Annotated in this window: 20 protein-coding genes and 2 pseudogenes; 10 read left to right on the forward strand and 12 right to left on the reverse strand. The window is 70.4% G+C overall.

The annotated features are described in order from the left end of the window. Nucleotides 1-46: 46 nt before the first annotated feature. On the reverse strand, nucleotides 47-511 hold the full coding sequence (locus E0504_RS35080; RefSeq protein WP_131626664.1) for an SRPBCC family protein: 465 nt from the start codon (nucleotides 509-511) through the stop codon (nucleotides 47-49). Nucleotides 512-752: 241 nt separating this feature from the next. After that, nucleotides 753-2,048 (reverse strand): annotated as a pseudogene (locus E0504_RS35085) (APC family permease); the annotation flags it as partial. A 954-nt stretch (nucleotides 2,049-3,002) separates the two neighbouring features. On the opposite strand from E0504_RS35085, the gene E0504_RS35095 reads away from it, so the two are divergent. After that, entirely contained in the window at nucleotides 3,003-5,147 is a 2,145-nt protein-coding gene (locus E0504_RS35095; RefSeq protein WP_243657761.1) for a diguanylate cyclase domain-containing protein, read from the forward strand. A gap of 455 nt (nucleotides 5,148-5,602) precedes the next feature. On the opposite strand, the gene E0504_RS35105 is transcribed toward E0504_RS35095, so the two are convergent. Together E0504_RS35105 and E0504_RS52530 are read right to left on the reverse strand one after the other, a co-directional pair. After that, on the reverse strand, nucleotides 5,603-6,964 hold the full coding sequence (locus tag E0504_RS35105; protein ID WP_131626667.1) for a hypothetical protein: 1,362 nt from the start codon (nucleotides 6,962-6,964) through the stop codon (nucleotides 5,603-5,605). A 166-nt stretch (nucleotides 6,965-7,130) separates the two neighbouring features. Further along, the gene (locus tag E0504_RS52530) at nucleotides 7,131-7,349 is read right to left on the reverse strand and encodes a hypothetical protein (protein WP_243657762.1); all 219 of its coding nucleotides are present in this window, start codon (nucleotides 7,347-7,349) and stop codon (nucleotides 7,131-7,133) included. A 232-nt stretch (nucleotides 7,350-7,581) separates the two neighbouring features. On the opposite strand from E0504_RS52530, the gene E0504_RS35115 reads away from it, so the two are divergent. After that, nucleotides 7,582-7,974 (forward strand): nucleotidyltransferase domain-containing protein, encoded by a 393-nt coding sequence (locus E0504_RS35115; RefSeq protein ID WP_071066835.1) that lies wholly within the window; start codon nucleotides 7,582-7,584, stop codon nucleotides 7,972-7,974. 3 nt (nucleotides 7,975-7,977) lie between these two features. Further along, nucleotides 7,978-8,400, forward strand: a complete 423-nt coding sequence (locus tag E0504_RS35120) for a DUF86 domain-containing protein (protein WP_112108434.1) — start codon at nucleotides 7,978-7,980, stop codon at nucleotides 8,398-8,400. Here the strand turns inward: E0504_RS35120 and E0504_RS35125 are convergent. Further along, complete coding sequence (locus E0504_RS35125) at nucleotides 8,376-8,960, reverse strand: LLM class flavin-dependent oxidoreductase (protein ID WP_112108433.1); 585 nt, start codon at nucleotides 8,958-8,960, stop codon at nucleotides 8,376-8,378. The two genes, E0504_RS35120 and E0504_RS35125, sit on opposite strands and share 25 nt — an antisense overlap. A gap of 125 nt (nucleotides 8,961-9,085) precedes the next feature. Between E0504_RS35125 and E0504_RS35130 the strand changes: the two genes are divergently transcribed. Continuing rightward, entirely contained in the window at nucleotides 9,086-9,430 is a 345-nt protein-coding gene (locus E0504_RS35130; protein WP_112108432.1) for a helix-turn-helix transcriptional regulator, read from the forward strand. A 237-nt stretch (nucleotides 9,431-9,667) separates the two neighbouring features. On the opposite strand, the gene E0504_RS35135 is transcribed toward E0504_RS35130, so the two are convergent. Beyond that, nucleotides 9,668-10,837 (reverse strand): YncE family protein, encoded by a 1,170-nt coding sequence (locus E0504_RS35135; RefSeq protein ID WP_131626668.1) that lies wholly within the window; start codon nucleotides 10,835-10,837, stop codon nucleotides 9,668-9,670. 385 nt (nucleotides 10,838-11,222) lie between these two features. Beyond that, nucleotides 11,223-12,152: a class I SAM-dependent methyltransferase gene (locus tag E0504_RS35140; RefSeq protein WP_131626669.1), complete on the reverse strand. Its 930-nt coding sequence runs from the start codon at nucleotides 12,150-12,152 to the stop codon at nucleotides 11,223-11,225. A 145-nt stretch (nucleotides 12,153-12,297) separates the two neighbouring features. On the opposite strand from E0504_RS35140, the gene E0504_RS35145 reads away from it, so the two are divergent. Next, entirely contained in the window at nucleotides 12,298-13,695 is a 1,398-nt protein-coding gene (locus E0504_RS35145; protein ID WP_112108429.1) for a histidine kinase, read from the forward strand. Nucleotides 13,696-13,708: 13 nt separating this feature from the next. Here E0504_RS35145 and E0504_RS35150 read toward each other — a convergent pair whose 3' ends face one another. Beyond that, the gene (locus E0504_RS35150) at nucleotides 13,709-14,365 is read right to left on the reverse strand and encodes a response regulator transcription factor (protein ID WP_243657763.1); all 657 of its coding nucleotides are present in this window, start codon (nucleotides 14,363-14,365) and stop codon (nucleotides 13,709-13,711) included. A 210-nt stretch (nucleotides 14,366-14,575) separates the two neighbouring features. On the opposite strand from E0504_RS35150, the gene E0504_RS35155 reads away from it, so the two are divergent. After that, a complete protein-coding gene (locus E0504_RS35155) occupies nucleotides 14,576-15,460 on the forward strand; it encodes a sigma-70 family RNA polymerase sigma factor (protein ID WP_112108427.1) in 885 nt (294 codons plus the stop codon). A gap of 43 nt (nucleotides 15,461-15,503) precedes the next feature. On the opposite strand, the gene E0504_RS35160 is transcribed toward E0504_RS35155, so the two are convergent. Continuing rightward, a complete protein-coding gene (locus tag E0504_RS35160; protein ID WP_131626671.1) occupies nucleotides 15,504-15,962 on the reverse strand; it encodes a carboxymuconolactone decarboxylase family protein in 459 nt (152 codons plus the stop codon). Between the two features lie 173 nt (nucleotides 15,963-16,135). Here E0504_RS35160 and E0504_RS35165 point away from each other — a divergent pair, with 173 nt between their 5' ends. Continuing rightward, nucleotides 16,136-16,435 carry an NAD(P)-binding domain-containing protein gene (locus E0504_RS35165; protein WP_235014670.1) on the forward strand — a complete coding sequence of 100 codons (300 nt, stop codon included), beginning with the start codon at nucleotides 16,136-16,138 and terminating at the stop codon, nucleotides 16,433-16,435. A 4-nt stretch (nucleotides 16,436-16,439) separates the two neighbouring features. Here the strand turns inward: E0504_RS35165 and E0504_RS35170 are convergent, their stop codons facing one another. Further along, a complete protein-coding gene (locus tag E0504_RS35170) occupies nucleotides 16,440-16,967 on the reverse strand; it encodes a TetR/AcrR family transcriptional regulator (RefSeq protein WP_112108425.1) in 528 nt (175 codons plus the stop codon). 81 nt (nucleotides 16,968-17,048) lie between these two features. On the opposite strand from E0504_RS35170, the gene E0504_RS35175 reads away from it, so the two are divergent. Next, nucleotides 17,049-17,963: a TIGR03564 family F420-dependent LLM class oxidoreductase gene (locus E0504_RS35175; protein ID WP_112108424.1), complete on the forward strand. Its 915-nt coding sequence runs from the start codon at nucleotides 17,049-17,051 to the stop codon at nucleotides 17,961-17,963. A 202-nt stretch (nucleotides 17,964-18,165) separates the two neighbouring features. Here the strand turns inward: E0504_RS35175 and E0504_RS35180 are convergent, their stop codons facing one another. Next, nucleotides 18,166-19,053 (reverse strand): hypothetical protein, encoded by an 888-nt coding sequence (locus tag E0504_RS35180; protein WP_112108423.1) that lies wholly within the window; start codon nucleotides 19,051-19,053, stop codon nucleotides 18,166-18,168. A gap of 128 nt (nucleotides 19,054-19,181) precedes the next feature. After that, nucleotides 19,182-19,603: pseudogene (locus E0504_RS35185) on the reverse strand (helix-turn-helix domain-containing protein); the annotation flags it as partial. Between the two features lie 134 nt (nucleotides 19,604-19,737). Here E0504_RS35185 and E0504_RS35190 point away from each other — a divergent pair. Beyond that, nucleotides 19,738-20,358, forward strand: a complete 621-nt coding sequence (locus E0504_RS35190) for an NmrA family NAD(P)-binding protein (protein WP_243657764.1) — start codon at nucleotides 19,738-19,740, stop codon at nucleotides 20,356-20,358. A 60-nt stretch (nucleotides 20,359-20,418) separates the two neighbouring features. Next, nucleotides 20,419-20,706, forward strand: a complete 288-nt coding sequence (locus E0504_RS51500) for a hypothetical protein (RefSeq protein WP_207974637.1) — start codon at nucleotides 20,419-20,421, stop codon at nucleotides 20,704-20,706. Nucleotides 20,707-20,712: the final 6 nt, after the last annotated feature.

Raw genomic sequence — 20,712 nt, forward strand, 5'->3', positions numbered from 1 at the left:
GAGGCCCCTCGAAGGTCACCCGCGCAGAACGGGGAGACGGTCGTGATCACGTGCCGGCGGACAGTTCGAGTACCTCCTTCATCTCCTTGATGCCGTGTGCGGTGCGGGCCTCGATCAGGCCCGCCAGGCTGTCGGGGAGGAGGTCCGTGATCCAGAGAAGTCGGCTGTGCCTGTCGCCGTCGGGTAGGACCTGGAAGGAGGCATGGTGGTGGCGTAGGGGCGGTCTGGCTCCCTCGACGACCGCGTAGACGAGTCGGCGTACCTCGTCATCGACGGCGACGATGAGCTCTCGCACCAGGTGCCCGTCCGGCATGGTCAGCGTCCTGACGTCCCCGTCGAGGCTGACATCCAGCACCCGTCCCGGTAGCAGCCGCCGATGCACCGCTCCCACGTCGCGCAGGACGTCCCACACCTCTTCTGGAGGCAGGGCGACAACGACTTCGTGCCGGATGGAAGCGATGTTGATCTCCTGGTCGGAGGCGGTGTCGTGTGGGGGGATCTCCAGGACCATATTGGCCGTCGAGCGTGAAGGCGTGGCTGGCTGACCCAGTGTGATCGACCGACGTAGAGGCCATCGCGACCGGCCTGCGCTGGAAGCGGCTGCTGTGACGGGGCGGTCTGGCGGCACCGGATAACTCACACGCGCGGAACCGGCCGCTGACAACTTTCTGGGCGAGGATGAGGACGGCGGCGAGCGCGAGCAGGCCGAGGGCGCGCAGGTAGACGGTGCCCTCGCGGTGGACCAGCGGGGTGGCCAGCGCCGCGCAGGACAGCGCGCCGAGTGCCGGGGCCCAGGTGGGGGCACGGTAGGCGCCCGGCGGGACGGGCTCGCGGCGCAGCACCAGCGCGCTGGTGTTGACGACGAAGAAGACCAGCAGCAGGAGCAGGACGGTGGTGTCGGCAAGGCCGGCCAGCTGGCCGGTGCTGGACAGCGCCACCGTCAGGGCCGTCACGAAGCCGATCGCTATCGGCGGGGTGCGTCGGCCGGGCAGCACCCGCGCGAAGACGGTCGGGATCGTGCCCTGGGCAGCCATGCCGTAGACGAGACGGGAGGCCATCACCATGTTCATCAGGGCGGTGTTGGCGACCGCGACCAGCGCGACCGCGGCGAACAGCTTCGACGGCACCGGCACGTCGGAGGCCTTCACCACTTCCAGCAGCGGGGCACCGGAGCCGGTGAGAATGTCGGGATCCACCAGCATCGCGCAGGTGAACGCGACGAACAGGTAGACCGTGCCGGCGATGAACATGCCGCCGAACAGCGCCCGGGGCAGGTCCCGGCGCGGCCGGCGGGCCTCCTCGACGAGGTTCACCGAGTTCTCGAAGCCGAGCATCGCGTAGAACGCGAGCGTCGTGCCGGCGAGCAGGGCGAGCGGCGCAGGCCCCTCGGCACGCAGCTCGAAGGCCCGTCCCGGTTCGCCCGCTCCGGTAGCCAGCGCGTGCACGCCGATCCCGACGATCAGCAACAGCCCGGTCAGCTCGATCACGGTGAGCACAAGGTTCACCCGGGCCGACTCCCCGATCCCACGGGCGTTGAGAACCGCGGTCAGCAGGATGAACACGACCGCGACGACGACCGTCGGGGCCGCCACGAACTCCGCGAGGTATTTGCCCCCGATGGCCCGCGCGGCCGTGGCGGTGGAGGTGATCCCGGCGGCCAGCACGGTGAAGCCGACCATGAAGGTGAGAAACGGGCGGCGGAACGCCTCGTTGGCGTAGAGCGCTGCTCCGGCCGCCCGGGGGTACTTGCCGACAAGCTCGGCGTAGGCCGTCCCGGTGAGGAACGCCAGTGCGAAGGCGATCAGGAACGGTGCCCAGATCATCCCGCCGACGTCGGCGGCGATCTGCCCGGTGAGCGCGTAGATCCCCGATCCGAGGACGTCACCGAGCACGAGGAACAACAGCATCCGCCCACTCAGGACACGCGCCAGGGTGGGCTGTGCGGCGTGCGCCGTTCGTCCGGTCACCGCCGTCTCGTCATCGGTTGTCCTGTCCCCGCGGGCTTGGCCGGCCGTCGTCCGGCCGATAGCGGTCGGACGCCCGTTCATCGTGTGGGTGCCCCTGATCCGCGGGCTGGTCGCTGCCCGCCACGCCGCCGGGAGAGCCGGGCCGACGTCCCCCGGGCCGAATACTGACACCGTGCCCGCCAGCCCGCCTGTTGGAGCTTGCCCAGCTCAGATGGTCACGATCGGGAACTGTCGGACCCGGCGTGGACGATGACGGCGCTTCGCCCAGGGCGCCCCCCCGCGCCGCCGGCGGGCCGGTCATCCTCCCGACCGGGGCCCCGGCTGGGCGGCCCGGTCGGCCCGGTCGGCCCGGTCGGCTCGCCGAAACCCGCCTGTCGCTCCGGGGGGCGCCCCCGGTGACAACGGGCGTTCCGGCTGGAGACATGTAATGCCAAGTTGCATCACACCGGGCCGGATGCCGAGCGTGTGCCGGAGCTCATGGACGAGCTGTGTGGCTGGCTCCAGGGTGGATCGCCAGGCCGTTTCGGTCTGATCGGCACTGGGATCGGGGCGAGGAACGCACGGAGGGCGTATCGGGCATCCTCGGCTCGTTGGCGGTCTTCGTCCGCCCGTACTAATGTACGTGCCATCGCTCTGGGTATATATGGCGTCGCTTTCGGTTGGATGGGTCCGAGGGAGGTTCGTCGCGGCGATCCATTCCGGCTGGCAGGACGATCCAGGCCAGATGGGCGGAAATGATCCCAGGCGGAGAGGACGATGTCGCGCGCGGAGATCGCTCGAGCGGCCGCGGCGGAGTGCGACGCACCGAACTGCGGCGCGGCCGTTTTCCGCCGAATAGTCTGTGTGTGGGCGGCAGTCGCGCCCGCAGTCATGCTTGCTTCCTTCGTCCTTCCCTCGCGCACCGCTGACCTGGTGGTCCGCGCCTGCGGCATGGCCGCTATAGCGTTCCAGGGTGGGTGCGAACTGTGGTCGGCACGGCGAGCGAGGGGTGGCGAGCGACGTTGGCGACTGCTCCTTCTCGCCGGATGGATCACGGTGGCAGCCGGCCTGGTCATCACTTCCGTCAGGGCGTTGTTCTCGGGCCAGAGCCCGGTGCCACCCTTGTCGGGGACGGAACCGGCGTATCTGGCGTTCATTCCAGCATCCGTTGCCGCGCTGCTGGCTTTTCCCACCGACCCACTCAGCCCGGAGGACGAGCCGGTGCGCCGAGCCGGCCAGCACGGCACCCATTGGCGGACTGTCACCGTCATGGACGCGGTGCTCCTCGCCGGCTCGCTGAGCCTGCTCGGCTGGGTGGTCGTCCTCCAGCCTCTGGTGCGTGCGCGAGCACCCGCACCAGTTAGTCTCGCGGCCTTGTTGGCGTTCGGCATCGGATGTCTCCTGCTACTGATCACCGTCCTGCTCGTAGCGGCGTTCCGGCGCCCGCGCCAGAAGAAGCCGTTCGCATTGCTCGGTGGCGGGCTGGCCTCCATCACCATACTTCTGCACGTGTCGCTCTACTTCATCGCGAGCGGCCAGCCGGAGCCCCTGCAACTCGAAGCCGCCAACGCCATTGGCACTGTGATGATCGGGCTTGCCTGCATCGCGCCACCACGGCCATCGACTGGCTCTGTAGTTGCCGCTGCCCCCCTAAGTCTCGAATCCGCTCCTGACTCGTGGCGCGTCCGGTGGGCTGGCTGGCGGGCCGGACCCGGCGTACGTTGGGTGAGGATATTCCTCCCGTACGTTCCGCTGTCCGCGCTGGGCGTGCTGGCGGTCATTCAGATGTCAACCGAGGCGCGGGTCGAACCGATCGAGATATACGGCATCTTCGCGCTCGTGCTGATGGTGCTGATCCGGCAGATGCTGACTTTGGCGGACAACCAGAAGCTGCTGGACAGGGTTCAGCGCAGCCGTCGCCAGCTGCGCCACCAGGCGCTCCATGACCCGCTGACCGGGCTGGCGAACCGTGTGCTGTTCGGTGACCGGGTGGAAGAGGCGGTCGCTCGGCGAGCCCGCGGCCGGCCGGCTCTGCTCTTCTGCGATCTCGATGACTTCAAGAGTGTCAACGACACCCTGGGTCATCCGGCCGGGGACGAATTGCTGAGGATAACCGCTCGGCGGCTGCTTGGTTGCGTACCGCCCTCGGACACGGTCGCCCGTCTCGGTGGCGACGAGTTCGCGGTTCTTTTGGCGGACGATGCCGCGGACGCCGAGGCGGTCGGCAAGAGGGTGGCCGCGGTGGTCCGGGCACCGTGCTTTCTCGCCGGGCAGCCGTGCGCCATTCACGCGAGCCTTGGCCTGACAGTCGCCGTGCCGGCATCCTCGATAAGTGCCGAGGACCTGGTCCAGCAGGCGGATCTCGCCATGTACGCAGCCAAGCGGCGGGGGAAAAACAGTCTGGTCGTCTACGATCCTGAAATCTTCGCTCACGGCCGGTCGCCGACGGCGCAACTCGCGCTGTCCCAGTTGTTGCGGGGCGATCCCGCCGGCGGCGTCATCGATGTCCTCTATCAGCCGATCGTCGATCTGACCCGCCATCACACGGTCGCGTTTCAGGCTTCAACGTGCTGGCACCATCCGACGCTCGGGTCGTTCACGGCAGAGCAGACGGTCACGGTCGCGACCGGAGTGGGGCTAAGAGCACAGCTCGAACAGTTGATCCTCGGCCGCGCCTGCCATGATATCGGCCACTACCGAAGGCAGACAGGGCAGAACGTCGCCGTCTGCGTCGGCGTTTCGGCGGCGAGGCCGGCTGGTGACTTACTGCCCGACGTCGAGGCGGCGCTGGCGGCCTCCCGCCTCCCCGCCCAGGCCCTGATCCTCAGGCTTACGGACATGGAGTGCCTCGACGAGGAGGCCGCGCGCAGCCTGCGGACATGCGTCACCCGTGGCCTGCGCCTCGCGCTGAACGCCATCGCCAGGAACCAGAGCACCTTTCTGGCGCTCGACGAGCTGCCGATCCAGATACTCATGTTCGACAGCTACTACGCCGGCGGCCTGACGGGCAGCGCCAACCGGGCCGACCTGCTCCGCCGGGCACTGCTCGCCCTCGCCAGGGACCTCGGTCTCACGGTCGTTGCCACCGGCGTCCAGAACCGAGAGCAGGCACGCACATTGGCGCGCCACGGCTGCCGCTTCGGACAAGGACAGTTCTTCGGACCGCCAGCCGCACTGCCTGGTCAGCCGCGGCAACAGTGACATTGCAGGTGCGGTCCGTGGCGTCGAGACCATCACGACTGGTCTGAGATGGAAGCGGTTGCGTGAGCCGATCACCATCGTCGGTGAGCTGACCGCTGCGGACCGCGAGGCCTGCTGGGATCTCGGCGCCACGGCCCCGCGAGCCTTGTGATGTAGGCGAGGCGCTGCGGCCCTGCTCCGTGCGGGCCGGGCCGGACGGTTCCTTGCCGTGGACCTCGGTCGCTCCGCTCTGCTCGGCTTGTCCCGGAGGCTGATGCGACTGCCGATGGAGTGGTTGATCGCTGATGCGACGTCGGTGGCATGGGGTTGGCCTGGGGCCCGGCCTACCAGCGCCGCGCCGCCCCACCTCTACAGCGTCCTGACCGTTGGCTCTACGGCGTCCTGACCGTCGGCGAGGAAAGTGCGCGCCCGCGGGGCGCGTCGCCGGACGGAACAGGCGTTGCCGACCGGGCATGTCAGAACGTCGTGGCCTCGTACGAGACGTACGCCAGGGTGTCGACGTCGCTGCTGAACCGGTCGAAGCAGTGGAAGTGGACCGTGACGTCACCCGTCGGTACGGCCGTGGCCCCGGCGGTTCCCGGGCTGGGCGGGTTCGTCGTCCAGCCATCGACGGCGCAGCGCGGCGCGCCGCGGCCAGCCTCGTCGACTGGCGTGACCTGGACGTGTCCTGCCCCGCCCTCGACATCGGGAAAGATCGCCTCGTACCGGCCGATCGCGGTCCGAACGATCCAGTTGTCCGCGCCCGCGCCCGCGCCCGCGCCATTCAGCGATCGAGCGGCGTCGGCTCGGACCCGGGCGCCGATCGGCGGCACGTCGAGTCGACCCGAGCCCGTCCCGTTTCGGTCGTCACCGGCGAGGCGGACACCGTTGACGAGGTAGGCAAGGTGGGTGGACGACCTTTCGTCGCCGCCGGCCGGCGACCCGGCGTAGGTCAGCGCGAACGGCACGTCAGCAAGGGCCCCGTCGCGGATGCAACCGACCGTGACCGTCGCAGTGTCGTGACCGTCGTCGACCGCGACGACGTCGGTCGGCGCGCAGAAGACGTCACCTTCGCCGAGCGCGTTCACCTGCAGGTTTCCCGCCATCCGACCGAAACCTTCCGCCACCAGGCGGACTTCGTGCCGACCCCGGGCGAGCCGGACCACCTCGACCGTGCCCTCCCCTGAACTCCAGCCGTCTGTGAGCCGCATCGGCTCGGCCTGCTGGTCCGAGGCCGCAGCGGATGTCGAGGACGCGGCAGGCGGCACTGGTCCAGCAGCGATCGACGGCGCAGCAGGGGGCGAGGGTCTGTCGATCCGCAGGTACGCGAACACCTCGTCGTGTCCCGGGTCGCCGGGCAGCCGGTAGGCGAACATCACCGAGAACGCTGCGTCCGCCGGCTCTCCGCCCGCCCCGACGCATACGACGTCGACCTGTTCGTCGCCCCGGTGGTCGTCCCAGTCGCTCGCCCGGCAGGTCACCGCGTCGTCGCCGATCGCGGTCACCACCGCCGCGCCATGCCGGTCCGGGATCCCGCTGCCCTCGAACAGCACCCGATAGGCGCCGGGTGCCAGCCGGACGCCCCGGTCCGGCGGCGGCGGGAAATCGCCGGCCGCCGGCGGCGCCCGATCCTCGTCGGTCGACAGGTCCTGCTCTTCGCCGATCGGGGCGTTGCGCAGGTCGACGAGGGCCGCTTCGTAGCCGGACTGGTAGTGGTCGCCCTCCGCATCGGGCTTGGTCTGGAATCGGAACGAGCCGACGAGGGCAACGACGGCCGCGATCACGATCGAGACCGCGACCGACGCCTCTGCCCGGTCGACGTCGCGCGACCAGGCCACCAGCCTCGCAGTGGGCCTGGACCCTCGGCCCGGCGCTTCGGCATCCTGCGCCGCATCGGGCTCGGCGTCCTGCGTCGTGTCGGCGTCGTCCGGTCGATCGGTACGGAGTCCGTGCCGTCGGTTCCCGCGTCGCCAGCCCAGACGTCGTCAGTCCCGTCGACCATGCTCACTCCCGCATGAATGGCAGCACCGCGCCGCGGACCTGTCCGATTCTGCTCAATCTGGACGACAGGGGCGCGTGACCCGTGATGCGCGAACACGGCACGGCCGCGGAAGCGCCACTTGGTCGCGGCTGCTCCGTCGTGCTCATCGCCTTGTAGAGGCCCTGGATCGCCTCCATCGCGTGCGGGAGCACCATCGCCGGGTTGGCCATCCGTGATTGCATCGTCAACTCTCCTCCTGGGGCGTCCGCCCACTCGACTGACGAGTCACGGCTATGACGGATCGGAGCGACGGAAGGTAACGCGCACGGGGCTCGGTCGGACGGCCTTTCTGCGATGCCGCCGCCGGAGGGGGCTTGTGGGCGGCGGCGTGTGGCCGCCCCGCGCGCCCGGTGCGGATCGCGACGCGGGCGGAGGTGAATGCCGCACGGCCGTCCCGTCTGCGAAGATCGGGGTGTGGACGAGACATTCGCACGCACGGCGACGCACGACGCTGTCGCCGTTCTGCGTCAGGCGGGCGCGCGGTTCGCCTACCTGCACGGCAGTCGCGCTGTCGGGCGCCAGCGGGCGGACTCGGACATCGACATCGCTGCCTACTTCGGCGGGCCGCGGCCTCCCAACGCCTTCGACGTACTTCTGCCGCCTGGAGTCGACCTCCTCGTCCTGGACAACGCTCCGCTCGAGCTTGCCGGCCGGGTCGCCGTCGGCGGAACACTGCTCTTCGAAGACGACCGGGCCGCGCGCGTGCACTGGGAGGCGATGACCAGAAAGATCTACTTCGACGAACTCCCACGGATCACTCGCTCCCACCGGGAGTTCGCCGCCGCCCTGCTGCCCAGGACCGTGTAACCGGTGGTCGACCAGGTCCGGGTGCTGCGCCTGCTCCGCGCCGTCACCGACGACCTTTCCGTGCTGCGCCGCGAGGCAGACGCCGGCGACGAGCGCCGCGCGGACCCGATCTGGCTGCGCGGCGTCAAGTACACCTTCGTGACAGCGATCGAGGCTTGCGTCGACGTCGCGCAGCACATCTGCGCGGCGCGGGGCTGGGGACCACCAGCGGACAACGGCGACGCGGTCCGCCTTCTCGGCGATCACGGAGCGATGGACCCGGCACTCGCCCGGTCGCTCCGCAAGGCCGTCGGCTTCAGGAACGTCCTCGTCCATGACTACATCGACGTCAACGACGAGATCGTCATCGCCCGACTGAGGGCCCTCGACGACCTTGACGAATTCGTCCGGGAAATGGTCGTCTATGTGTCCGAGGCGGACGCGTAGCCCACGGCCTCGGGAAGGTGCGACGGTAGCCGCCGGGTGAGGATCCCGTGGTGAAGGGCCGGATTCAGGTACCCGGTCACGAGGTAGGGATGGGCCCCGGCGGAGCGGGTTGCCGCGAGAGCAAGCGCCTTCGGGCGCAGCGCGGCCAGGACACGGGAGCCGGCCGGCACCGGCTCCGGCGCCGTGTCGAGGGTGTCGAGAAAGCCGGCCAGGTATCGCAGGGGCCGGGTGTACGTCCTGCCGAGCGCCGCCACGCTGGGGGCGTGGCTGGCGCCGAGGCCGAGCAGGAGCCGGTCCGGGTACGTCCGTGCGACCTCGTGGAAGGCGGCGGCGAGCGCGGTGGCCTCGGTGGCCCACACGTTGACGATCGCGGTGGCCACGACCATCCTGCGGGACGCCGCGAGCAGCTGTGCTGGCTGGCGCAGCTCGGGGGCGGAGGCGCCGAGCCACAGCGCCCCGTGCCCGAGCTCGTCGAGCTCCGCCGCCGCCTCGGCGGCATCCGGCGTGTTCCAGGCGAAAGACGGGGACCAGATGCCCACCCGTCCCAGCGTCGGCGTCATGGCAGCTCTCCACGATGCGTGCGAGCACCCTCACGGGTGGCAGTGTTCGATCTGGGTCGAACACTTCAACTGTACGATGGCGGTCGAACAGTTGGGAGATTGGTGAAAGTGGGGCTGAGGGGAGAATGGCGACGAAGTCGAGACGGGTACTCGGCCTGCGGCACACGGACCCGGGCGAGGTGAGCCTGCAGGAGGCGCTCGAGGCGCTGGCCGACCCGGTGCGCCGGTCGATCGTGCGGACGTTGGCGGGCGAGGCGGACTTCGCCCGTACCTGCGGCACCTTCGACCTGCCGGTGTCGAAGGCCACCGCCAGTCACCACTTCGCCGTTCTGCGCGCCACCGGCCTGCTCGAACAGGTCGACCAGGGTCCGCGTCGACTCAACCGGCTGCGCCGGGCCGAGTTCGACGCCCGCTTCCCGGGCCTGCTCGCCCTGGTTCTCGCCGAGGGCGAGCCGGCCGCCACGCACTGAGGGCCGCCTGTCCGGGTCGGTGTAGGACAGGCCGGGCTCCGGTTGCCGCCAGGAGGTGCGCACTCCCGACAACCGGGTCGTTGCGAACGCGACTGGCCGAGACTGAGCCAGTCCGTGCTCATAATCGCCGCTTCCAGGCGCGTGCCAGGCGGCCGACCCCGGCGTCGGGCGGAGTCACGGCCCGACGCCCAACCGGCTGACTCGCACCTCGCTCGGGCGGTGAGGGTGGGCCCGCCGCTACTTCTTCAGGACCGCCACGCCGAGTGGATTGCCGCCGACGGGGACCGTCGCGACGACGGCGCCGCGCTTCAGGTCGATCACCGAGACGTCACCTGACCAGAAGTTACTGGTGTAGGCACGGGGCTGGCGATGGTCGTCGTCCAACGCCACGGTGTTGGGGGAGTCACCGACGGGAATCTCGGCAATGACCGTGTTTGTCCTCAGGTCGAGCACCGTGACGTTGTTGCTCAGCTGCTCGGGAATATAGGCGCGCGGCGCGCGCGGATTGTCGTCGATAGCGAGGAACGACGGCCCGATGTCCTCCGCTGGGAGGGTGATCGTGGCGACCACCTTGTTGCTGGTCGCGTCGATCACCGACACGGTGTTGTCGAAAAGGTTGGTGACATAGACACGCGGGTGGACGGGACGGTCGAGGACGGCGACACCGTACGGTCCTGCGCCGGCGGGGATGGTCGCGACGACCTTGTTGGTGACGACGTCGATCGCTGACACGGTGTTGTCGTCGGTGTTGGCGACATAGACCCGGGGCCGGGGCAGGCTGTCGGCGACCGCCACACCGTACGGTCCTGCGCCGACGGGAATGGTCGCGACGACCTCGTTCGTCGTGAGATCGATCGCCGAGACGATGTTCGCGGAGACGCCGGTGACGTAGGCGCGCGGTCGCGACATCCTGTCGGTGACCGCCACCTTGACCGCTCCCGCATCCTGTCCTGGCAGCAGCGGGACGCCGCCGACCGTCCTGTTGTCCCGGGGGTCGATCACTGTGAGACCGTCAATATAGTCCTCTGTCCCGAAGCCGTTTGTCCCGGCGACGTAGACACGCCCGCCGAGCTTTTTGGTCGCCGCTATGCCCTCCGGGTCGTCGTGAGGAATCGTGGCGACGAGGTTGTTGCTCCGCGCGTCGATGACCGAAACGTTGGAGGCGCCCCAGTTGGCGACATAGACCCGCGTCGAACCGACCCCTCCTCCCTCCGGGCGGGGCAGCGCGATACCAGCCTGGCCTGGTATCGCGGCTTCCATCGGACGGGGAAACACCTTCACCGCCGGACCGGGCCTCGCGGCTTCCGCCCGGCTCGGCACCCCGGCCAGGACAAGGGTCGCGACGACAGCCTGCACCCCCAGCGCGAGGAGCCGCTTTCTCCGGGAGCTGTCGCTTCTGCCAGTCAATCTCCTCAGGTCACGTCTTCGAGTCGACACCGCTTCCTCCGGTATTGATGACGACCCTGCCGCGCGGCGCACGCCGTCGACAGAGGATTACTGGAAGTAGTCGACGCGAATCTAGTGAGATTGCAAAGAGTTTGCCTTTTTTGCCTGATTTGGCGCTGCTTTCTCGGCGCGCCGTTTCGACCTCGCCGCCGACGCCTGGAACGCGCTGGCCGAGAGATGGGCGGCTTGAGATCGTTCCCGCGCCGACACCGATGACGCTGGTGGGCGAGGGCGACGGTGTGGCCGCCGTCGCCGAGACGGAAATGCCGGTGCTGACGGGCCGCCCTGGTACGTGCCGCGCTGGAACGAACCCGGCGATGAACCGGCGCCGCCCCGAGGGGGCGGATCAGGCCGATGCCTCGGCGCGACGCCGCCGCGGTCGGACCGGGTCCGGCGTGAACACCAGCAGGAAGGAGTAGTAGAAGCTCTCCTCGCCGATCGTCTTCTGCTCCGCCACCCGGAGGCCGGCCGTGCCGGCCCGGCGCATCACCTCGAACGGATCCACCGGCGTTATGCGTAACGCCACGACGGCACCGTCCACCCAGACCTTGTAAAGCGGGTTGTCCCGGGTGTATCCGGGGTTGATGTCGGTGACGATCAGTGACCCGCCCGGCCGGAGCAGCCTTCTGAGCGCGCCGAAGTCGGGCGGCTCCGGCATCGAGGACAGCACCAGGGACAGCATGATGACGTCGTAGGAATGGGCCTCGAGCTGACCGAGTGCGCGGTTCATGTCGTCGACCACGACCTCGGAGCCGCGCCCGAGCGGATGACCCCAGAGATTCCGGCGGAATTCGGCCGCCATCGCCGGGCAGTTGTCGACGTACGTCCAGTTCATCGTCGTGTCATTGAAGAAATGGATCGCGATGACCTTGCCCGTGCCGCCGCCGAGGTCGAGCACCTTGAGGCCGGGCCGCTGGTCGCGGATGGCCTGCAACTGCGCGACGGTCGCGAGATGTGTCGACACCAGGTTCCCGGAGTTGCGCAGGTCGTAGTTCGATGCGATTTCCTGGTAGAAGTCGCGGGACTGGTCCACTCCATACTCGCGCTGGGGCGCCGCGGCACCGCCGGTGGTACCGCCGCGGCCGCCCAGCCAGCCTGAACGCGACCTCCGGGACGCGAACGGGGTCAGCCGGCGCCCGATCTGCGGCGGCCAGAACGAAATCGAGCGCCCCTGCCAGAACGCCGCCACGAACAGGAACGCCGCGAACACACCGACGGTCGCGGCGGCCCAGGGCGCTGCCGGGCCGAACACCTCGAACACGTTCGATACGTCCATAGTCACCCCGTGGTCGCGGTTGTCGGATCAGAATGGCCTGTCCGTGCGTTCCCGCCGGCTCGCCGGAGGGATCCTGGAACCGAGCATCAGATACAGCACCCCCGGTGGTGAGGGTGGAGTGTCCCGGGAGAGAAGGACATCTGACATGGACGCGACACGCTGGGTGCCCGACGCCGGAATTCAGGCGCTGGTGGCCGGCGCCGGCGAGCTGATGTCCGGGCTGTGCGGCGACCTGCTTGCCGCGGGATACGAGGCGAGGTCGGCCCCCACCGGCGCGGCCGCGCTCACGACACTCGGCGAGGCGCCCTACGACCTGATCTTCATCGATGGGGGACTGCCGGACTGCGCCGACCTGTGCCGCCAGATCCGGGCCCGGCCTCAGCACACCGACCTGTACATCACCCTCGTGGTGCCGGCCGGCGAACAGACCCTGCCCGACGGCGTGGACGACTACCTGATCAGCCCGTTCGACCGGCTCCAACTGCTGGCCCGGGCGTCTGCCGGCGTGCGCAGCGCCCAACTCCACCGCAACGAGACCCGCCTGCGGACGCTGCTCACGAACGCCCCGGGCGCCATCTACCGCTGCGCCAACGACCTCAGTTGGACGATGGAGCTGATCAGCGACGACATCGAGCGCATCTCCGGGTATCCGGCCACCGATTTCGTCGACAGCGCGGTGCGCAGTTTCGCCAGCGTCATCCACCCCGACGACCGGGAGATGGTGGAGCGCGCCGTTACCGAGGGAACCCGGCAGGGCAGGGCGTTCGTGCTCGAATACCGCATCGTCCGGGCCGACGGAACCGTCGCCTGGGTCCGCGAGCGCGGCCAGGAAGTGCACAGCGGCAACGGCCGGAGCTGGTTGGACGGGGTGATCTTCGACATCACCGAGTGGAAGCTGACCGAGGATCAGTTGGAGCAGTCGCGCCGCCAGCTCGCCGTGGCCGACGAACGCCAACGTATCGCCCGAGAACTGCACGACGGGGTGATCCAGTCACTGTCCGGGGTCCTGCTGACGCTCCAGGCGGCCGAGACACTGGCCGACCAGCCTGACGCGACCCGCGCCCGCCTGGCCGACAGCGTCGACCGCATCGACATCGCGATCCAGGAAATCCGGGATTACGTCTTCAACCTGCGCCCGGGGCTGCCGCCCGACCGGCACCTCTACGACGAGCTCCAGGCCCTGGCGGAGAGCTTCCAGCGTGATACGGGGATTGTCGTCGCCGTCGACCGCGATCCGACGGTCACAGCCGAGCTTGCCCCGCAGGCCGGCGACATCCTTCAGATCGCCCGGGAGGCGCTGTCCAACGTCCGCCGGCACGCGCAGGCCACGACCTGCCGGCTGAGCCTCATCCGGGCGACGGGCACGGCGGTGCTTGAGATCGACGACGACGGGCGCGGATTCGACCTGGCCGCGGCGGCCGGGCGGGGCCAGGGGCTGCGGAACCTCAGCGAGCGGTCGGCGAACCTGCGCGGCCGGCTCGACATCGAGTCCGGTGCGGAGGGCAGCACGGTGACGGTGCGGATACCACTTCCGCCGGGATGAGTGAGCCGTCCGCCTACCGGGTGCCCCGGCGGGCCAGGAAAGCCGCCGCCTCGCCCCGCCGGGAAAGGCCGAGCTTCTGAAGAATGACCGACACGTAATTGCGGGCGGTCTTCTCGGCCAGATTCAGATGGAGGCCGATCTCCCGGTTGGTCCGGCCGGCCGTCACGAGCGCCAGGATGCGCCTTTCCTGGGCCGACAGCCGGCTTAGCCGCTCGTCGGCTCCCGACGGTTCGCGGGCCGCCCCGAGCCGGATCTGTTCCAGCAGTACCCCGGTGACCGTCTTGTCGACCACGTGCTGGCCGTCGCCGACCGCCCGGACCGCCGAGACCAACTCATCGCGCCGGATCTGTTTCAACACGTAGCCGCTCGCGCCGGCCTGGATCGACGAGATGAGCGCCTGCTCGTCGGGGAACGATGTCAGCATCAGGACCCGGACGTCGGGAAACCGGGTCCGGACGGTCCTGGTCGCCTCGATGCCGCTGCTGTCGTCCAGCCGGATGTCCATCACGACCACATCCGGACGGTGGTCGCGGACCACCTCGACAGCGGTTGAGGCGGAGGTGGCTTCGGCGACCACGACGATGTCCGGGTGGGCTTCCAGCATGGTACGGACGCCCTGACGGACGATTTCATGGTCGTCCACGAGGATCACACGCAGACGGTCGACCACGACGACATGATCGCATGACCTCGGCCGTCTGTGGCCTTTTACCAAAGCCAAGCTCTGAATGTCAACGGCTGCGCGTGGCCGAGTGATCAGATCCGGGCCGCGCCGGCCCCTGGATGGGCACCGGAGGTCGGGGCGCGGTGATGCGCGTGTTACGTCGGCCTGATCATCCGCGTCAGGGTCGTGACGGTGGATGGCGAGACAAGGGCGATCATGACTGGACAGGACTGGCTGGCCGCGCGGTTCGACGAACATCGGGCGCATCTGCGCTCGGTCGCGTATCGGATGCTCGGCTCGTTGCACGAGGCGGACGACGCGGTGCAGGAGTCCTGGTTGCGGTTCAGCTCGGCCGACACCAGCGACGTGGCGAACCTGCGCGGTTGGCTGACCACGGTCACCGGCCGGGTCTGCCTGGACATGCTGCGGTCGCGCGGCACGCGGCGAGAACGGTCGTTGGACGTCCACGTGCCGGACCCGATCGTGAGCCCGGCCGACGGCGTCGACCCTGAGCGGGAGGCGCTGCTCGCGGAGTCGGTGGGGCTCGCGCTGCACGTGGTCCTGGGGACTCTCACCCCTGCTGAGCGGCTGGCCTTCGTGCTGCATGACATGTTCGCGGTGCCGTTCGACGACATCGCGGCGATGCTCGGCAGGTCGACGGCGGCGACCAAGCAGTTGGCGAGCCGGGCCCGGGGGCGGATCCGGGCCGGCGGGCCGCTGCCGGAGGCGGACCTGGCCCAGCAGCACGAAGCGGTCCGCGCGTTCTTCGAAGCGGCCCGTGGAGGTGACTTCGACGCGCTCGTCGCGCTCCTCGCGCCGGATGTCGAGATGCGTTCGGACGGCGGCGCCGCGCGTCCGCGGGCCTCTGCGGTGCTCCGGGGAGCGGCGTCGGTCGCCGGCCGGGCGCTGATGTTCGCCCGGCCGGACGCCGAGGTTCACCCGGCCCTGGTCAACGGGGCCGCTGGCGTGGTCGTCACCGTGGGCGGTCGGGCAGTCTCGATCATGGGATTCACGGTCCGGGACCGGCTGATCGTCGCGGTCGATGTGCTCGCCGACGTCGACCGGTTGGGGCGGTTCGAGTTGTCCGCCTTCGAGCGCTGACGGCAGGGCGGCCCGAGCGGGGGCCGGGCCGCCCCGCTGTTCCTCAGCCCCAGTTGGCGCCTGCCGGTTCCTTGATCGTGGTGTTGATCCGGTTGAAGAAGTTCGTGGTCGCGATCATCAGAATGATCGCCGCGAGCTGCTTGTCGTCGTAGTGCCCGCGGGCCTCGTCCCAGAGCTCGTCGGTGACCTGACCGGGCCGGTCGCTGAGTCGGGTGGCCGCCTCGGTGAGGGCGAGGGCGGCCCGTTCGGCGTCGTCGAAAAGCGGAGACTCGTACCACGCCGCCACGGCGAGCAGGCGGTCCGCGCTCTCGCCGGCCTTCGTGGCTCCGGTCACCCCGGCGTGCACGCACGCGCTGCAGCCGTTGATCTGGCTGGCTCGCAGGTGCACCAGCTCCAGCGTCCGCTGTGCCACGCCGCCCGTGCTCATCGCCTTGTAGAGGCCCTGGATCGCCTCCATCGCGTGCGGGAGCACCATCGCCGGGTTGGCCATCCGTGATTGCATCGTCAACTCTCCTCCTGGGGCGTCCGCCCACTCGACTGACGAGTCACGGCTATGACGGATCGGAGCGACGGAAGGTAACGCGCACGGGGCCTCTGTCGCGGGACTGTGGACTCGTGTCCGTGGCGACCACCGCGCAGGCGCACAGACCTCCGAGCACGGAAGGTGGACGGCGGATGGTGACAGTGGCGATCGTGAGTCCCGGCGCGATGGGCTCGGCGCTGGGGCGCGGCTACGTCGAGGGCGGGGGCAGGGTCATAGCCCGCGTGGCGGGCCGATCAGAGCGGACCCGCGCGCTCGCCCACGGACTGGAACTGGCCGACTCCCCGGAGGAGGCGGTTGGCGCGGCGGACATCGTTCTGTCGGTGGTTCCGCCCGGCGAGGCGCTCGCGGTGGCCGGGATGATCCGACGGTCGGCTGCCGCAGCGGGCGTCTCGCCGCTGGTCGCGGATCTCAACGGCGGGGTTGGGTCGTAGGCCGTCACCGCGCAGCCCGCAGGCCGTCGAGCATGACGGTGACGAGGTGGTCGTCGGCGCGGGCTCCCGGCCGGCAGACCATGAGGTTCAGCAGCCCGACGACATCGCGGGACGGGATGTCCGGGCGCAGCGTCCGCTCCCGCTGGGCCTGTTCCACGATGGCTGCGAGCAGGGCGTCGGCCTCGGCCGTCAGGCTGGCCACCGTCGGTGCGGTGGCCACCCCCTCGGCCAGCGTCTTGACCAGGGCCAGCGGCAGCTTGGTGCAGTGCTCGATGATGCGCAGCAGGACCTGCCAGCGGGGGAGGTCCCGTGCCGCCTCGGCGCGGCCGAACGCGAGGAAGCGCTCGAGGGTGTCGGCCGCGATGGTCTCCAGCAGGGCCGCCCGATCGGGGAAGTGCCGGTAGAGCGTCCCCACTCCGAGCCCGGCCGCGCTTGCGATCTCCTCCATGGAGACAGCCGCGCCACGCTCGGTGAACAGCTCGCGTGCGGCGGCGGAGATCAGCTCGCGGTTGCGTCGGGCGTCGGATCGCACAGCCTGGCTCCCCCCGGAATCTGAGCCCTCAGATTACTGTCCAAGGGGAAGCGGAACATCCGATTCATCTTGGAGGCATCGATGCGGTTGGGTGTTTACGTGGGCGGGGCCGGCTCCACCCTGGAGGAGATGATCGGGCAGGCGTGCGCGGCCGCCGACGCCGGCCTCGACAGCGCCTTCTTCAGCCAGATCACCGCGTGGGACGCGCTCACCGTCGCCGCGCTCGCGGGGCAGCGGGTGCCGGGCATCGAGCTCGGCACCGCCGTCGTGCAGACCTACCCCCGCCACCCGCTCGTGCTCGCCGGGCAGGCGCTCACCGCCCAGGTGGCAACGGGTCACCGGGTCACCCTCGGGGTCGGGCCTAGCCACCGGCACTTCATCGAGGGCGCCTTCGGCCACTCCTACGACCAGCCGGCGCGGCACACCCGGGAGTACCTGTCCGCCCTGCGTCCGCTGCTGCGCGGGGAGCACGTCGAGCACCGTGGATCCTTCCTGACCGTGGCGGGACAGGTCGAGGTGCCCGGTGCCACCGCCGTCCCGGTCCTGCTGGCCGCGCTCGGGCCGGTCATGCTGCGCGTCGCCGGCGAGCTGGCCGACGGGACGGTGACGGTGTGGGCCGGTCCCGAGGCCATCGCCGGGCATGTCGTGCCGACGATCACCCGTGCCGCCGCGGCGGCGGGCCGGCCCGCCCCGCGGATCGTGGCCGCCGTCCCGATCAGCGTCACCGCCGATCCGGAGGGGGTGCGGCAGGCGGTCGAGGCGCACGTGGGCTTCGCCGCCAGCTTCCCGGCCTACCGCACGATCCTGGCGCGGGACGGCAGGGCGGCTGTGCGGGAGACGGTCGTCGCCGGAGACGAGGCGACCGTCGCGTCGTCGATCCGGCAGTTCGCCGACGCCGGGGTGACCGATCTGCTGGCCAGCCTCGTCGGCAGCGACGAAGATCGACGGCGGACCCTGCGGTGGCTCGGGTCGCGGCGTCGGGCCGACTGGAATTAGCTGAACGACCAGGCGGGATCGGCGCCTTCGTCGCCACCGGCCTGGTCGGCGGATTCGTGCCGGTGGTGGCCACCCAGATGTTGTGGGGGCTGTCCTGGACGTTCGCCAGCGGCGCGGACGTGGCCTGGATCAGCCCGGACGTCCGACGGTTCCTGCCGAGGGCGCGTTCTGGACGGCCTCCGGTCGGGGATGCGCCTACCGGTCAGCCGGCCCCCGGCTGACCGGTGGACGGCTCGCCGCGTGGGTCGGGGACGCCGACGGGGTTGGGCCAGAGCAGGAGGGGGGCGGTGGCCTGGGCGATCGGGGCCAGCAGGGCTGCGGTGCGCCGGGCGGCGTCCGGGCCGAGCGTGTCCCAGGGGGAGCGCGCGAGTCGGTCCGTCGTCGCCTCCAGTTCGCGGGCCGCGCGGAGGGCCGCGTCGGTCGGCGTGCCGGTGGGGTCCAGCCATCCGCGGGCGCGCAGCCGGTCGGCGGCGGCGTCCCACTCCTCGTCCGTCCAGCCGCGGATCCGCTGGTAGAAGGCACGGTCGGCGCCGCCCCTGCTGACCCGCCACACGAGGCTCTCCGGGCCGTCCAGGCCCGCGGTGACGAGGGCGGCGACGTGCCCGTCGCCGCGGTGCTCCCGGAGCACGGTGGCGGCGTGCCAGATGATCTCCAGTGGGTCCTCGGGCCAGGGCAGCGCGGCGTTCGCCGCGCCCAGCACCCGTCCGGCGACCGGGACACGCTCCGCCGCCGCGCGCAGCAGCCCGGCGAGCTCCGCGAGTCCGGCCTGGTCGATCTCGGCGACCAGCGGGCCGAGTACCGCCGTGGCCGCGCTGAGCCGGACGGCCAGGGCCTTCTCCGGTGAGATGCGGGTCCAGACGTCCGGCAGCGCCCTGGCCACCATGGCCGGCGCGAAGCCGAAGAAGCTCCCGACCACCGGCCCTGGTCCGACCGGCCCGAGCGGGGCGACCCGGCCGGCGAAGTACGCGCGCCAGTACCCGCGCAGCCCGGCGTCCTGCCACGCTTGAAGGCAGCCCGGCGCGAAATAGGTGACGGCGTGCACCGGTTCGAACAGCCGCCACATCTCCTGGGCCACGTTCTCTTCGGCCATGACCCCACCTAATTGCGACCGTCCCCCCGGGTCAAGCTCTGAATGCCGACGGCTGTACCTGGCCGGGTGGACAGCACTTCGCCCGGAGAGCACTGTTCCTGGAGAGCACCGTGCCCCGCTCCGCGCGGTCAGGAACGGCTGAAGGTACGGCGGTAGTCGCTGGGCGACACCCCGCGACGTAGGACGAACTGTTCACGCAGGACGGCCGCGCTGCGGTAGCCGACCCTATCCGCGATCTGCTCGATGGACAGGTCGGATGTCTCCAGCAGTTCCTCGGCGAGGGACAGGCGCTGGCTGCGCAGCCACGCGTGGGGGACGTCCCGGTGGCCAGCCTGAAGTGGCGGGTGAAGGAGCGCCGGCTCATGAGGGCCCGGGCTGCCAGCAGGTCGACGGAGATGCGATCGCCCAGGTGCGCCCGAGCCCATGCCAGGACGGCGGCCAGCCGGCCGTCGTCGTCCGTGGGCACCGGAGCGCTGACGTACTGGGCCTGCCCCCCGTCGCGGTGCGGTGGGATCACCAGGCCGCGGGCGATCCTGTTCGCCAGCCCGGCGCACAGGTCATCGTGGGTGATCTGGACGACCGCGGGTCGCTGGACGCCGCCGCCGAAGGCGCCCACGGGGTGTTCAGCGTGCAACAGGGCGCACTGGGCACACCACCGGTTCCCTTCGAGGACGGGGCCGGAACGTGGCGGACGCGGCGGCGGCCGCCCGGGTGCCGCACCTGGTGTACGCCTCGGTCGCCGGTGTCGAGCGCGGCGGCGGTGGCCGTGCCTTCGCGAGCAAGCGGGCGATCGAGGAGCACATCCGTCGGATCGACATTCCGGCGACGATCCTGCGCCCGGCCTCGTTCATGGAGAACTACGCGGACCCGGCGTTCGGAGTGCAGACCGGCACGCTGGCCACGCCGTTCGCGCCGGACATCCCCGAGCAGCTGATCGCCCTCGACGACATCGGCGCCTTCGTCGCGCTCGCCTTCACCGATCCGGTGCGCTATCTGGGGCGGGCGGGCGGGCGGGCGGTCGCGATCGCCGGCGACGCGCTCCGGCCGGGCCGGACGGCCGAGGCGCTCAGCCGCGCCACCGGCCGCGAGATTCGCTACGTGCACGTCCCGGTCGACGCCGTCCGGACCCAGAGTGCGGACGGCGCGGACGTGGCGGGCTTCCTGAACGGTCACGGCGGGTACGGCGTCGACATCGCCGCCGCCCGCGCACTGCATCCGGGGCTGATGAACTTCGAGACCTGGCTGTCCGGTCAGGGCCGGGACAAGCTCGCCAAGTTGTTCGCGGGTGGGAACCGACCCGGCTGAGCGCCGACTCTCTCCGGCGCTTGACCTTCACGTGGGCGTCAGGGTTCAGCGTCCGGCGGCATGACCGGCCTTTCGCGTCCTGGCAGTCCGTCAGACAGCCCCACAGGCAACCCCGGAAGCAACCCCGGAGGCAGCCCCGCAAGCCTCGCCGGGGGCGGCAGTGGCTGGCAGGTGCACCTCGCCTTCGACAACACCGGCGGCGCGCGGCTCGAGGCGGCGATCGAGGTGATGAATCCGCACGGCCGGATCGCGCTGTGCGGGGCTCTGCCGGCGAAGAACGGTGGCACAGCGCAGAACGGCGGCACCGGCGCGGCCGGGGCCGTCGAACCTGACCCTGGCCATCGGTAAGCGGCT

The organism is Parafrankia sp. BMG5.11 (assembly GCF_004337455.1).